We start from the raw sequence: 14,550 nt of genomic DNA on the forward strand, positions 1-14,550 counted from the left end.
GCCGTCCGCTCTTAGCTGTTAACTATTAACTCTTAACTATCTCAGGGACTGGCTAACTTTTTTTTATTTGTGGTAACTAAACTTAAAGAGCTTATTTTCTATAACTTATTCAAATACACTTTAATTACAATGCATGAACATTTTGTATTTCTATTCCATAAACTTAAAATATATGTATTTTTTTAATTTCTAGATGAAATTTATAAATTATATTTTAATTTAAAGGAGGTGGTATTATGGGTTATCACTTTAAAAATCTTGTTTTTGAGGGTGGTGGTATTAAAGGCATTGCATATGTAGGCGCTTTAGAAGTGTTAGAAAGTGAAGGTATACTTAAAAATATTAAACGAGTTGGTGGAACATCTGCTGGAGCTATTATTGCCCTTTTAGTGGGTTTAGGATACACAGTTACTGAAATTAGAGATGAGTTAAATAATTTAGACTTTAAAGATTTTTTAGATAATGATATTGGAATAATTAGAAATCTTTATAGATTATTTTTCAACGGTTATGGATGGTTTAAGGGTAATGCTTTTCTTAAATGGATAGAAAGAATCATTTATAAAAAAACTAACAATAAAAATTCTACTTTTAAAGATATTAAAAGTAATCCTGAATTTAAAGACATGTTTTTTCAAGGAACAAATTTATCAACCCATTTAGTAGCAACATTCTCTACGGAAGATAAATTTTGTGAAAATATGCCTATTAAAGATGCTATTCGTATTTCCATGTCAATCCCTCTAATTTTTAAATCTATTAAAAAAGACCATTATTATTATGTAGATGGAGGCGTTCTGTCTAATTATCCAATAAGATTATTTGATAACATAAAATATGTACATGATGCACAACATTATTTAATTCCAAGTTATTATAAAAAATTTAAAAAACAAAAAGAAAATATTATATACGTGTATAACAAGGAAACTTTAGGATTTAGACTAGTTAATAAAGAAAAGCTAGATATATTTACAGATACAGCTATACCAAAAAATCATAAAATTAGTTCATTTTTTAATTTTTCTTGGAACCTTATTGCAACTCTTATGGAAAATCAAGAAAATACTTATCTAACTCAACAAGACAAAGATAGAACAATTTTTATAGATTCATTTAATGTATCAACTGTAGATTTTTATATAGACTCAGATACTAAACAAAATTTAATTAACTCTGGAAAAATAAGCACAGAAATGTATATTAAAAATTACAACAATGATAAAAATACTCTACTCAGATATAATAAAGAAACTTTAAGAAGTAACATTATAATCAATTAATAAACACTCAAAATTTAAAAGGTTTTGACATTTAATATTTTAATGTTGAAACCTTTTTTTATAAAAATTTTGCGTAATATTTGAATTTTTATTTTTATACTTTTATAAAATAACATTTAAATCTATTTATATTTATTTCATTTTAATTTAATTTATTACATTTTTAACCATAATAGATACATATGAATATTATTTAAACAAACATAGTTTATTAGGGGTTTTTCATCAAAAAAATATTGATTTATTGAAATTTTCAGTCTTTTAATTTGCTATTTTTTAAAAAACTTTAAACAGAAAAAATTGAATTTAACTACAAAAGACGGAAAGTATATATTTTTTTATTTCTTATATAATTATTTTTATAATACATAAAAATGAATAATTATAATATAATTATATTTTTTTAATATATTTTACTATTATTTAATGGAAAAACTGTTATTAAAAGTGATTCTAAGCCATGATACAACTACAATTGAATGAATAATTGCATTATTTTCAGAAAGTGAAATATATATGTTAAAGTAATGCTTATTTATGTATTTTTATGTATAAGTTTACACGTTTAAAATTTAAAAAATAATGTATATGTTCATAAAAATGCAATTTTTTACTTGTAAAATATCAAAATTGCTGATAAAATTACAATAACAGAAAATAAACTGTACAAAAAATAAATGAAAGAAGTGGTTAATTATGGAACTTAGACAATCAAACGAAGACATGATCAACGAAGTTTCAAATAACAAAACTGGCAAGATGAAACACCCACCAGGATTATATTTGTTATTTTTTACTGAGATGTGGGAAAGATTTAGTTACTATGGTATGAGAGCTTTACTTGTAATGTATCTAACTACTGAATTTATAAGAGGCGGTCTTGGCGTTGATAAAGCATCAGCATTAAATATGTATGGTACTTTTACAGCACTTGTATACCTTACTCCAATAATCGGTGGATATATTTCAGATAGATATATTGGTCAAAGAAAAGCTATTACCATTGGTGGAATTATAATAGCTATTGGTCAATTAACTTTATTTTCACATCAAAGTATGATGGCATTATATACAGGACTATTTTTACTTATAGTTGGTAATGGTTTCTTTAAACCAAATATTTCAACATTAGTTGGACAATTATATCCAGAAGGAGATAAAAGAAAAGATGCAGCGTTTACTATTTTCTACATGGGAATAAACGTAGGATCATTTTTAGCTCCTCTTATATGTGGTACTTTAGCTGAGAACTTAATGGCAACAAAACAAGCAGGTGAAATTATACATTATGGATTTAGATATGGTTTCTTAGCTGCTGGTCTTGGTATGATTTTAGGACAAATCATATTCACATTATTATCACAAAAATATCTTGGAGATATTGGTAAAAAATCAGTAAATAAAGCTAAAAATAGTAAAGATAAAAAAGAAGCAAACAAGCCTTTAACTAAACAAGAAAAGAATAGAACTATTGTTATATGTATATTAACAGCTTTTGTTGTTGTTTTCTGGACAGGCTTTGAGCAAGCAGGAAGTTCACTTACTATTTATACTCAAGATTATGTAAATAGAAGAATTGGTGGATGGGAAATGCCAGTTTCATGGTTCCAATCACTAAACCCACTATTTATAGTATTATTTGGAATACCTGTATCAAAATTATGGCTTAAGCTAGCTAGTAGAGAAAAAGGTGATTTAAGTATCCCTACAAAAATGGCTATTGGTATGATAATGTTAGGTATTGGTTTCTTATTAATGGTAGGAGCTGTTATGCAAAGAGGCGGAAACGTAGAAGACACTGCAATAAAAGCTAACATGTTATGGTTAGTAGGAGCTTACTATCTTCATACTATGGGAGAACTTTGTTTATCACCAGTAGGACTTTCAATGGTAAGTTCATTAGCACCAGCTAAACTTGCATCATTCTTAATGGGTGTATGGTTATTAAGTAGTTTCGTTGCTAATAAACTAGCAGGCGTTATCGCAGCATATACTGAAACTTTAGGCCACTTAGAAATATTCGGTGGAATAGCTGTAGTTTCAATTGTAATAGGATTAATCCTATTAGCTTTAAACAAAAAATTAGTTGCTATGATGGAATAATATTAATTAAAAAATACAGAGCTGAATAAAATAATTATTCAGCTCTTTTTATTTGTCTATTCTAATTTTCTTTTTTAGTCATTATATATAAAAAAATAATGACTAAAAGTGACCCTTGATTAATACAAAAGTCACTTTTAAAATATTTTTAATAATACTTCCTTATATTAAAAACTCTATACCCTATCATACATAAATTTCATCTTTATATAGTTTAATAAGATTTTTTAGCAAACTTACTTAATCGGGTATTATTTTCTTTGTTAAAAAGTTCTTGTGGACTCCCCTCTTCAACAATATTTCCATTTTCCATAAATATTATTTTATCTGAAACTTCTCTAGCAAAATTCATTTCATGTGTGACTATAATCATAGTTACATGTTCTTTTGCTAAGGATTTTATAACTTCTAAAACTTCATATACAAGTTCTGGATCAAGAGCTGATGTAGGCTCATCCATAAGTATTATTTCTGGTTGAACAGCAAGTGCTCTACCGATAGCTATTCTTTGTTGTTGACCACCAGACAATTTAGATGGGTAAGCATCTTTTTTATCATAAAGGCCCACCTTCTTTAAAGTATTAATTGCAATTTCTTTTGCTTCTACCTTACTTATTTTCCTTACTGTTGTAAGTGGTTCCATAATGTTTTCTATAGCTGTTTTATTCTTAAACAAATTATAACTTTGAAAAACCATAGCAGTTCTTTTTCTTATATCTAATATCTGACTTTTATTTGGTGATTCAAAATCTATTTTTGAATCTTTAAAGGTCATTTTTCCACTTTCTGCTCTTTCCAAAAAATTTATACATCTAAGAAGTGTTGACTTTCCTGTGCCTGAAGGGCCAACTATTGTTACTACTTCACCCTTTTTTACATTCAAATTTACGTTTTTTAATACTTTATTTTCTCCAAAACTCTTATTTAAATTATTTATCTGTAACATAAAAAACTCCTCATTAAGCTTTACTGAATACCTTTTCAAGTCTACTTTGTATAATAGAAATAATTCCACTTAATGCCCAGTAAACTAATATTACACAAGTAAACGCCTCCAAAAATTTATATTGAGCTGCCGCCTCTGATTGAGCCGTTGCCATAATTTCCGTGACGCCTATAGTAAATGCTAATGATGACCCTTTTACTATATCTGCAAATACATTTACTAAGGTAGGTATTGCAACCTTTATAGCTTGTGGTAATACAATCCTTGTCATACCTTGATAATACGTCATTCCAAAGGCATAAGCTGCTTCCATCTGTCCTTTATCTATAGAGCTTATTGCACCTCTTAGACTTTCTGAACAATAGGCTGCTGCATTTAAACTAAGAGCAATTACCGCTGATGTAAAAGCTGATAATCCTTTTAACATAGGTATAATCTGTATCAATCCAAAGTATATAAAAAATAACTGAGCAATTAGCGGAGTTCCTCTAAAAAAGGAAACATACACTTTCGCTATAAATGAAAGTATTGGAACCTTTGCATCTACGATTATTGCTAATATAACACCTAAAATCAAAGCAAATATCAAAGATAAAAAAGATAATTTTAAAGTTACTATTAAGTATTTCAACATCAATGGTATTAGGTTTAATGCAAAGTCTAAATCAAATATAACCATATTTAATGCAAAGTCTAAATCAAATATAACCATATTTTCACCTTAGTTGCTTTCTTTAGTAGTATCTAACCTAAACCATTTCTCAGATATCTCTGTAAGTTTTCCATCTTCATGCATCTTATTTATCGCTTCATTCACTTTTTCTATAATTTCTTTATTTTTTCTTCTTTTCTAAATGGATATTGATTTATTTCATAAACTCCAGTATCTATATCTGATATTTTTAAATTTAAATTACCTTGTTCTATAGTTGTTTTTGCTTTAACTTCTGATAACCATGCTGCATCAAGTCTTCCATTCTCAACGTCTTTTTCCATTGGCACTCCATCAAAAGTTATAATCTCTAATTGTAAATTTTCCTTTTCGTTTATTTCATTTAATGTTTTTTCTCCATTTCCCCCTAATACACAACCTACTTTTTTACCCTTTAACTGCTCCATCTTAGTTATGCTACCGTCTTTTGGAACTATAAATTTATACTTACTATATGCATATGTATCTGAAAAATCATACTTTGCTTTTCTCTCTTCTGTAGTAGACATTTGATGTGCAACAGTATCAACTTTTCCAGCGTCTAACATACCCATAAGTCCGCTAAACTTAGCAGTCTGAAATTCTATTTCATACCCAGTTCTTTTACCTATTTCATTCCAAACATCAACTTCGAATCCCTTCGATGTATCATTTTCTTTAAAGCACCATGGAAAATATTCTGTAGATATTCCAACTACAAGTTTTTCTTTACTTTCAACATTAGTGGTTGTAGCTTCCTTTGTCTTGTTGGAACATCCCATCAAAACACTTGTCCCTACAATAACTGTGGCTAAAATTGCTATTAGCTTTCTTTTTCTTAAATTCATAATAAATTCCCCCTTGATTATTATATATTTATAACAATTCTACGAAGAGTATAGCAATTTTTTCCTATTTATTCACCAACTATTACTTATTCAGATTGTTAGTCATCTAACTATTAATTTACCCTATAATATAAGTGTCTTTTAATTGTAATTTTGCTATTTGACATTATAATCATAGAATATGAATACCAAGCTAAATAATCTCTGTAAACTAAAAGGTATATAATCAAATAGATTATGTATCTACAAAAATAAGACTTGTCTAAAACAAGTCTATTGAATATAGTGATATTTAACTGTATTGGATTTAACTTTAAATATTAAGTACAATTTTAAATTTATTTTGCAATAAAATGTTTTACTGAAATAACCTGTTCCAATCTTATTTGCCACATTGTAGCTTGTATAGGGCAATCATCTCTTTTACCACACCAATTTTCAGCAATATTGCGATTTAAATCAAATATTTTCTCCCAACTTTTAATTAGTTCTAGATTGAATTTCTTCACTATATCACACTTCATATCTGATTCTTGTAAATCATGATGGCTATATCCATAACTTTCAAGGTCATTATAAAATTTTTCATAATCTTCTTCTGTATCTATTATATATCTATAATTTAAAACATCATTAAATTCCATAAAGTCCGATAATAAGACATCCTTTTCTTCTACTTCTAATTCTAAAAGAACACCCTTTGTTCCTCTCTCTAAATATGCTGAAACCCTTAAATCTGGTCGCTTATGTTTACCATGCCCATATAGGATACTTTATATTTTTCAAAACAGGTGTTCCTATCCTTTTTTTCATCATATCTGCCATCCATTTATAATAAAAAATCATATCTTTATCAATAAATCTTTCATCTGAGCGAAGAACTCCTATATTTTTAAATGTGTCATATGCAACTTCACTTTGTATTGTCCATAGTTCCATAATTTTTTCTCCAAACTAAAGTTTAAAAACTTTTAATAATTATTTCAACGATTCCACAAATTCATTTAAAAGTTTAAAGCCTATTTAATACTTACTTTTTTTACACTCTGCTATCAATTTGTATCCAGGAAATATTATATTTACTTTTGTACCTTTATCTACCTTAGATTTAATCTCTATACCTATGCCTAATCTACCGCACATCTTTTTACATAAATATAACCCAAGTCCAGTACTATTTCCAAAATTCCTTCCATTTTCCCCTGTAAATCCTTTTTCAAATACTCTATCTATATCTCTTTCTCCTATTCCAACACCATTATCTTCAATTGTTAGTATAATTGAATTATTCATTTCTATTGATTTAACTCTTATTGAAGCTTCTTGATTTTTCGAATACTTTATAGAATTTACTATTATTTGATTCAAAATAAATTCAATCCACTTTGGATCACAATAGACTGTTTCACAAATATCTTCTAATTGTAATTTTATTTTTTTATTTATAAAATCCTTAGAATTTCTCTTTATTACGTTTCTCACAATTTTATTTAATTTAATCTCTTTTATTATATAATCTTTTTCAACATCATCACTTCTAGAATAATATAAAACTTGTTCCACAAAGCTTTCTACTTTATTAATTTGATTATCTATTTTCTTAATAGCTTCATTGCTATTATTATTTTCTATTAATAGTTTAGTTGATGCTATAGGTGTTTTTATTTCATGAACCCACATTTCTATATATTCTCTATAATCTATCTGCATATCCTTATAATACTTTAGGTGTTCATACATTCCTCTACTTATTTCTTTTAAAACTTCATTAAATTTTTCCCCTATACAAAAACTCTCTTTCTCTAATAATTCTGGAAATAAAAATTTTTTATCTAGATTCTCTAAAATACTTTCTATGTTTGCAAAGTATCTTTTAAATTTTATATAATCTATAATCATATAACTTAGTAATGGTAAAAACCAAATGCACCCTAGTATAAATATGAGCACAAAACCAATGCCATAAAATATCATACTTACCGTTATAACTAAAAATATAATCAAGTTAATAGTCAAAAATACTCCCTTATCTTTAATATACTCTCTTATTTTCATGGCATTATATAACCTAGTCCTCTTCTTGTTTCTATTGCATTTTTTATTCCTATATTATCTAGTTTTTACGTAATCTAGTTACATTAACAGATAACGTACTATCATCTACAAAATAATCAGAATTCCAAAGATACTCCATAAGTCTCTCTCTAGAAACTATTGAACCTTTATTTTCTATTAAATAAGACATTATCTTAACTTCATTTTTAGTAAGTTCTATTTCTTTTCCCATATATTTTATAGTTGCATTAGCTAAATTAATTTCAAAATCTTTATAGGTTAAAATAGACTTTGGATTCATATTTCTATTGCTTCTCTTTAATAATACTGAAATTCTAGCTAAAAGAATTTGTGTGTTATATGGTTTAGTTACAAAATCATCTGCACCTAAGTTCATACTCATTAATTCATCCATATCACTATCTCTACTTGTTACTATAATTATAGGTACTTCAGATTTTTTTCTAATTTCTCTACAAACATAATACCCATCATAAACTGGGAGATTAATATCTAAAAGTATTAAATCACTTTCATCATCATCTAAGAAATTTAATATATTCTTAAAATCTGTAGGTGTCTTTACCTTGTATCCATAATTCTCTAAAAAACTTTTAAGCTCTTCTCTTATAACATCATCATCTTCTATAATTGTAATTTTCAACATAAATCCTCCTCCTATTTCCATAATTATATTAACACAAATTATTCCTTTTTCAATGTTTTATATAGATTCGCACATTAAGTTGATAAAATAGTTTTTTTAATTTTAAAGTTCAAATTCCTATTTAATAAAAAAGCTGTAGCATATGCTACAGCCCCATTTTGACTATATTTTTATATCCAGTGTAAGTTGCATAGAAATAACCACTGTAAATCACTAAGAATATTCCTGCTGTTACTAGTGCCGAACCCCCTATATTGGGCCTATTATACATAGTTAAAAATTCAGTTGCTACTCTTATTCCAACAATAGAATGAATTATTGCTAAAATAACAGGCAAAGTAAAGTAAACTAATGTTTGAATAAATATAGTTTTATTTATATCTTTTTTACTTGCACCTAATTTTTTAATAGCATCATACCTTCGAATACTATCACTTGCTTCCGATAACTGTTGAAGTGCTAAAACAGCCATACTACTAATTAGGAAAACTACGCCTATATACATTCCCACAAATAAAATAATAGTTGTTATACTTTTATTGTTATCATAAACAGCTGTCTTTGTATTTATAATAACAAGACCTAAATCATCCTTCTCTGAATCCATACCCATTAAATCTCTGCTATATCTCTTTCTATAAAGTTTTGTATATCTATCATCTTCATTTTTACTATCGCTACCCTGGTAATTTATATTGAGAGTTTTAAACATGATTTCCGAATTTTCTAAAATGCTATCATTAGTAACTATAGTTAAGAAATTCTTTTTACTAAAATCTGTATAATATGTTTCTAAATTTTCTTCTATAGCTGTTTTGTTTTTTATAGAATACTGATTACTATCAAATTTAATTTTTTCTCCATCCTTTATAAATTTATTTAATACTGGAATAACCTTTTGGGAGTTGGAAATCGCTAAAACTTCATTATTTTCTAACGCAACAGTTTCTTCACCGCTAAGTTCTCTTAGCTTATTATAATCAGAAATTTTAATAAATTCTACATCTGCACCAGATACTATCTTCACTCCATATAACGGAAGTAAGTCTCTTACATATAATCCTTTTCCATATCGGTTGAATTCTACATACTTAGATTTTTCATCTATTTTAAAATCCATTTCTTCTAAAAAATTTAAAATTGTAGTTAAATATTCATCATCACCATAACCATGCATGCTTACGTCATATGGTGTTGAATCCTCTAAACTTGTTTCTATTGAATTTTTAAAACTAACCCCTGTAGATAAAATAGAAATGGTTAAAAAAAGCATTAAACATATCACAGACATAGAAATAAAATTAGTATTTATTTTACTATTTATTTGTTTAACTATGAAAATATTTAATTTTTTAAAATATATTTTTTCACTTCTCTTTACTATAAATAGAATAGCACCTGCTAAACTAAAGAAAAACAAAATAGTTCCAACAATACCTAAAATTATAGATATGCTAAACTTTGGGTCATCTATATTCATTCCAACTGATAAAACAAATTTATAAGCAATGACAAGAGATATAATTGAGATAATAAAAGTATATAAAAATATTAAAGGATTTTTGACCTTTATGTCTTGTGTTTTTCTTCCCACTGTTAAAAGATCTATTATTTTATATTTTGAAATTACTATAGTGTTAAATATCATTACAAGTAAAAACATTACACCAAAATATATTATGCTTTTATAAATAGCTGAAAATGATATTACAAATCTATAATCACTCATTGAAACATAAAACATTTTAGATATTAATACAGAAAGTCCTTGCGATACTATAATACCTAGTAATAATCCACTTATAAGACTCATACATCCAACTATTAATGTTTCTAATATTAATATCCTTGAAATTTTGTTTTTCCCCATACCTAATGTCATATATATTCCAAGTTCTTTATTTCTCTTTTTTATAAGAAAGTTATTTGCATAAATAATTAATCCTCCCAATATAAAAGACACAAAAATTGATATATATGATATAATTGCAGTTATTGTGTCTGCAAATTCTTTTCCACTTGAAGAAACCTCTTGTAATGCTTTTTGTGCTCCTATTGAATTAAAACTGTAAAATATACAAACTGACAATGTTAAAGTTAAAAAGTATATTGTATAGTCCTTAAAACTTTTCTTAACATTTTTTAAAGCCATTTTAGAATACATTGCTGTCATCACCCCCAATTAGAGTTATTACCTCAATTATTCTATTAAAAAACTCTTTTCTTGAATCCTTTCCCCTAACTAACTCAGTAAATATTTTACCATCTTTAATAAACAAAATTTTATGAGCATAACTTGCTGTAAAAGCATCATGTGTTACCATTAAAATAGTTGCATTTAATTCTTTATTTAAACTTTCAAATCGTTCTAATAATAATCTTGAAGATTTAGAATCTAGCGCTCCTGTTGGCTCATCTGCCAATACCAATGATGGATTTGTTACTATTGCCCTTGCTGATGCAACTCTTTGTTTTTGACCTCCTGACATTTGATAAGGGTATTTACCCAATATTTCTTCAATCTCTAAATACTTAGCAACCTCTTTAACCTTTTTATCTATTTCTGATGTTTTTTCTTCTTTAATGGTTAATGCTAATGCTATATTTTCATAAGCTGTTAATGTATCTAATAAATTAAAATCCTGAAATATAAATCCTAACTCATTTTGTCTAAACTTATCTAGTGCTTTTGATTTTAGTCTTGTAATATCACTATCATTAATTATTATTTTCCCTGCAGTAACATTATCTATCGTTGAAATACAATTTAAAAGAGTTGTCTTACCGCTTCCTGAAGGTCCCATTATACCAACAAATTCCCCCTCATAAACTTTTAAACTAATGTTATCTAAAGCCTTAGTTATATTTCCCTTATTTCCATAATATTTTTCTATTTTTTCTACACTTAGTATATTTTTCATCTCGTCCCTTCTCCCTTTCATTTTACTAATTTATTTTTATCCTAAAATACATTCATTTACAAAAATTTTTCAGAATCAACTTTTTCAATTTATTTTTATACTTCTTATGTTTTGCTTTTTAATGCCTTCATCAAAGCTTATCTATATTATATATTTTGCTACATTTTTATCATATTGATTTGCTTTTCATTAACGTTACATTTTTGTAACATTCAACACACCCACTAGCTTTGAACCATTTTAAAAGTATTCTTCTATCTTCTTTTTATTTGATATTTGTTGCATAAAAATAAGATAGACTTGTTTGAAAGTCTATCTATAAATACTACAAATAAAATCTTAGCTAAATTATCAACACCACTAATAAACCAATTTATCTTTGAACCTCTCATTCTTTGAGATATTGCATCACATATATTGCGCTCCATGGTACCTAATAATTTTAATTTCATCTATGCTATACTTTTCCGCAATTTTAGCTTCTGTAAGCTTTTTAAAATACTTAAAACTATTAAAACTTGCACATATATAGGATTCCAAGCATGTGCGTAAAGCTAAGCCACTTTATTCCAATAAAATATCTTTCTTTTAATTTATTACTACATTATATAATAATAAAGAATTTAAATAAGCTATGCATTAAAATCTATAAGAGTTTCTTTGAAATTTTCACAGACTAACATTTTTATTTTTTTCATTATTACTTTTTAACACTATAACTTTGGAATTTTTAGGCTTAGCTTTACACCTATGTTTTAAACACTATAAAAAATGTATCATTACTGTTAAGTTGCTTTCAATGGATCTAATGTTAAGGTAAAACAAGAAGATGCTGAAATGGAATTTAAACGTATTATAAAATTTCAATACATCCAAACTATTGCTTTTAACAGGTTCTCTTGCTTTTTTACCAGTGATTTTTATATTTTTATAAATTATAAAAATATAACTAAATCCACTATTCTCAATATATCTCAGATTTTTAATGAATATTTCATTTGTAAAATTCATTATCCTTATATTTTACCTAATTCTAAAACAAAAATACAAAACTTTTAATAGTTATTTAAACGATTCCACAAATTCATTTAAAAGTTTAAAGTCTATATAATCAAGCATAATATATCTTTTCCTTTTTATCATTGAATCCTCTATATTTAAATATATATAGCTTTCACTAAAATACATAGAACTTACAATTTCATCATTAATTCTAAAATTAATATTATAAGTTTCTACTTTATCTAATTTTTTAGTAAACACTACATCTCGAATACATTTATAATTAGATATTAAATCTATAAATTTATTAATGTCATTTTGATTAGATATAACCGTTACATCTCCACCTTCTAATATATTATTTCTATGAATAAATTCTAATTTTAAATTACCTGTCTGAGATAATTTTTCTAAATTAATTTTAGATGATAGAGTATCTGGATAGAATAAATAAATTAAAATTATTGCTACTGAAATTATTATAAATACTTTTTTCTTCATAATTGCTACCTCATTTTATAAAACTAATTTAATTCTTCTTTTAAGTTAATATTTACTTTTGCTAATTTTAATTTCATAAATAACTCCAATTTTTCTATACATTTATAAATTATTTAAGAGGATTCTTTAAATGTTCTTTTTCCCAATAAGTATAATAATCATTACTCCACTTACTTCCATCATAATATTCAACAGTTTTTACACATGCAATTATCTGCTTTACAGTACCATAATCTGTATATATATTCCATGCTCTATCATATCCAAACGTTTGTCCAGCTTGTATATTTGCTGAATCCGACTTACCATTAAATAAGTGGTTTCCACCAGCAAGTACACCTGATTTAATAGGATATCCATTTTCATCATACATAAGAATACCTATGGTAAATTTTTTGACAACCTTATCAGTATTGTTTTTAACAATAACTCTAGCTTCATCATTAACTTCAAAGTAATCTGGTATAACCATGCAATCAATTATACTTAACTCTTGATTGCTTTGTAATTCCGTTATCAGTTTCTCTTCTTTTATTTTCTTATAATCTTCACTTCTAGCAATTAATTCTGAATTCTCTGGAATTATTTCTATAGCCTCAGCTAAAACCTGTATTGCTTCATCATATTTTTGATTTTCTTCACATTCTTGAGATTTTTTCAAAACCTCTTTCCTATATTGTTCTGTATTTTTCTTTATTTCTTCTTGAGCTTTTGAGTAATTTTTATCATCTTTTAAAACCTTATTATATTCTTTTATACCACTAACTATGTCACCTTGTTTTACAAGTTCTTCAGCTTTTTTAAAAGCTTCTCTTGAATTATGAATATTAGTTATATCTATTACTGAAATATTAATTTTATCAGATAGGTTATCTATACTTTTTATTATATCTACTTTTTTTTGTGCATCTTCATAACTTATTTTTTCTGCTTTAAATAACTCTTTATTTTTAGTAGCTTCCTCTTGTAAAATAATCTTAGCTTTATTTTCTTTATCTGAGTGACCTTTTATCTTATTGCTAAATACTTTTATTGCTTCAGATTTGTTATTATTTTTGATTTGGCTCTTAAATTTAAGAATGGCTCCATTTTTATAAGTTATTCCACCTATTATACCTAAAGCACTTATTATAATTAAACTTATTATAACTACAGTTGCTGCTTTTTTCGATACTATTTTTTTAGGACTTTTGTTTGAATTTTTTTCAATCACGTCTTCTTTTTCCAAAATTTCTTCTTTTTCTTCTAACAAAAATTTATTTCCACATTGATTACAAAATAAACTTCCATTTTCATTTTCTTTTCCACAATTAGGACAATTCACCTTTATATCCCCCTTTAACCCATATAAATTTATTATTTCCGTATTTAATTTTAACAACTATTATTATTGTTGTAAATGTTTTCTTTATATGTAAATTAATTTACTATACTATTAATATATGTAAAACTAAACTAATAAAATAGATACTTACTGTTTGTTTTTCTTTATTTATAATTAAATTTAAAAGTAATATAAAACTGAATAAGCTT

General features: G+C 26.0%; 14 protein-coding genes and 1 pseudogene. 2 read left to right on the forward strand and 13 right to left on the reverse strand.

Annotated elements, in window-relative coordinates; translation table 11 throughout:
* Nucleotides 1-236: 236 nt before the first annotated feature.
* Complete coding sequence (locus tag CSGHG_RS18920; RefSeq protein WP_010299715.1) at nt 237-1,283, forward strand: patatin-like phospholipase family protein; 1,047 nt, start codon at nt 237-239, stop codon at nt 1,281-1,283.
* A gap of 696 nt (nt 1,284-1,979) precedes the next feature.
* A complete protein-coding gene (locus CSGHG_RS18925; protein WP_010299717.1) occupies nt 1,980-3,386 on the forward strand; it encodes a peptide MFS transporter in 1,407 nt (468 codons plus the stop codon).
* 214 nt (nt 3,387-3,600) lie between these two features.
* Here the strand turns inward: CSGHG_RS18925 and CSGHG_RS18930 are convergent, their stop codons facing one another.
* From CSGHG_RS18930 to CSGHG_RS18985, 13 genes and pseudogenes are all read right to left on the reverse strand, one after another.
* Complete coding sequence (locus CSGHG_RS18930; protein WP_010299719.1) at nt 3,601-4,332, reverse strand: amino acid ABC transporter ATP-binding protein; 732 nt, start codon at nt 4,330-4,332, stop codon at nt 3,601-3,603.
* 13 nt (nt 4,333-4,345) lie between these two features.
* A complete protein-coding gene (locus CSGHG_RS18935) occupies nt 4,346-5,044 on the reverse strand; it encodes an amino acid ABC transporter permease (RefSeq protein ID WP_010299722.1) in 699 nt (232 codons plus the stop codon).
* Between the two features lie 9 nt (nt 5,045-5,053).
* Nucleotides 5,054-5,149 (reverse strand): hypothetical protein, encoded by a 96-nt coding sequence (locus CSGHG_RS25165; RefSeq protein WP_010299725.1) that lies wholly within the window; start codon nt 5,147-5,149, stop codon nt 5,054-5,056.
* A gap of 5 nt (nt 5,150-5,154) precedes the next feature.
* Nucleotides 5,155-5,871, reverse strand: coding sequence for a transporter substrate-binding domain-containing protein (locus tag CSGHG_RS18940; protein WP_010299727.1), 717 nt, complete (start codon nt 5,869-5,871; stop codon nt 5,155-5,157).
* A gap of 338 nt (nt 5,872-6,209) precedes the next feature.
* Nucleotides 6,210-6,641 (reverse strand): DUF3841 domain-containing protein, encoded by a 432-nt coding sequence (locus CSGHG_RS22265; RefSeq protein WP_081496362.1) that lies wholly within the window; start codon nt 6,639-6,641, stop codon nt 6,210-6,212.
* Complete coding sequence (locus CSGHG_RS24755) at nt 6,622-6,810, reverse strand: DUF3841 domain-containing protein (RefSeq protein ID WP_010299730.1); 189 nt, start codon at nt 6,808-6,810, stop codon at nt 6,622-6,624. The genes CSGHG_RS22265 and CSGHG_RS24755 overlap by 20 nt, the downstream gene beginning before the upstream one ends.
* Nucleotides 6,811-6,894: 84 nt before the next feature.
* The gene (locus CSGHG_RS18955) at nt 6,895-7,926 is read right to left on the reverse strand and encodes a sensor histidine kinase (RefSeq protein WP_010299732.1); all 1,032 of its coding nucleotides are present in this window, start codon (nt 7,924-7,926) and stop codon (nt 6,895-6,897) included.
* Nucleotides 7,923-8,593: pseudogene (locus tag CSGHG_RS21520) on the reverse strand (response regulator transcription factor). Before CSGHG_RS21520 ends, CSGHG_RS18955 begins: the two are co-directional and overlap by 4 nt.
* 145 nt (nt 8,594-8,738) lie before the next feature.
* Complete coding sequence (locus CSGHG_RS18965; RefSeq protein ID WP_010299736.1) at nt 8,739-10,757, reverse strand: FtsX-like permease family protein; 2,019 nt, start codon at nt 10,755-10,757, stop codon at nt 8,739-8,741.
* Entirely contained in the window at nt 10,747-11,514 is a 768-nt protein-coding gene (locus CSGHG_RS18970) for an ABC transporter ATP-binding protein (RefSeq protein ID WP_010299738.1), read from the reverse strand. Before CSGHG_RS18970 ends, CSGHG_RS18965 begins: the two co-directional genes overlap by 11 nt.
* Nucleotides 11,515-11,768: 254 nt before the next feature.
* Nucleotides 11,769-11,966 (reverse strand): hypothetical protein, encoded by a 198-nt coding sequence (locus tag CSGHG_RS18975; protein ID WP_010299740.1) that lies wholly within the window; start codon nt 11,964-11,966, stop codon nt 11,769-11,771.
* Between the two features lie 610 nt (nt 11,967-12,576).
* Nucleotides 12,577-13,017, reverse strand: coding sequence for a hypothetical protein (locus CSGHG_RS18980; RefSeq protein ID WP_010299742.1), 441 nt, complete (start codon nt 13,015-13,017; stop codon nt 12,577-12,579).
* 109 nt (nt 13,018-13,126) lie between these two features.
* Complete coding sequence (locus tag CSGHG_RS18985; RefSeq protein ID WP_010299746.1) at nt 13,127-14,341, reverse strand: DUF5780 domain-containing protein; 1,215 nt, start codon at nt 14,339-14,341, stop codon at nt 13,127-13,129.
* Between the last annotated feature and the right edge of the window lie 209 nt (nt 14,342-14,550).

It is taken from the genome of Clostridium senegalense JC122 (genome assembly GCF_000285575.1).
GTDB classification, from domain to species: domain Bacteria; phylum Bacillota; class Clostridia; order Clostridiales; family Clostridiaceae; genus Clostridium_J; species Clostridium_J senegalense.

Coding starts and splice junctions, on each gene's coding strand:
- CSGHG_RS18955 (WP_010299732.1), bottom strand. CDS start 7,926: ATGAAAATAAGAGAGTATATTAAAGATAAGGGAGTATTTTTGACTATT.
- CSGHG_RS18930 (WP_010299719.1), bottom strand. CDS start 4,332: ATGTTACAGATAAATAATTTAAATAAGAGTTTTGGAGAAAATAAAGTA.
- CSGHG_RS18925 (WP_010299717.1), top strand. CDS start 1,980: ATGGAACTTAGACAATCAAACGAAGACATGATCAACGAAGTTTCAAAT.
- CSGHG_RS24755 (WP_010299730.1), bottom strand. CDS start 6,810: ATGGAACTATGGACAATACAAAGTGAAGTTGCATATGACACATTTAAA.
- CSGHG_RS18920 (WP_010299715.1), top strand. CDS start 237: ATGGGTTATCACTTTAAAAATCTTGTTTTTGAGGGTGGTGGTATTAAA.
- CSGHG_RS18975 (WP_010299740.1), bottom strand. CDS start 11,966: ATGAAATTAAAATTATTAGGTACCATGGAGCGCAATATATGTGATGCA.
- CSGHG_RS18940 (WP_010299727.1), bottom strand. CDS start 5,871: ATGAATTTAAGAAAAAGAAAGCTAATAGCAATTTTAGCCACAGTTATT.
- CSGHG_RS18970 (WP_010299738.1), bottom strand. CDS start 11,514: ATGAAAAATATACTAAGTGTAGAAAAAATAGAAAAATATTATGGAAAT.
- CSGHG_RS18965 (WP_010299736.1), bottom strand. CDS start 10,757: ATGTATTCTAAAATGGCTTTAAAAAATGTTAAGAAAAGTTTTAAGGAC.
- CSGHG_RS18980 (WP_010299742.1), bottom strand. CDS start 13,017: ATGAAGAAAAAAGTATTTATAATAATTTCAGTAGCAATAATTTTAATT.
- CSGHG_RS18935 (WP_010299722.1), bottom strand. CDS start 5,044: ATGGTTATATTTGATTTAGACTTTGCATTAAATATGGTTATATTTGAT.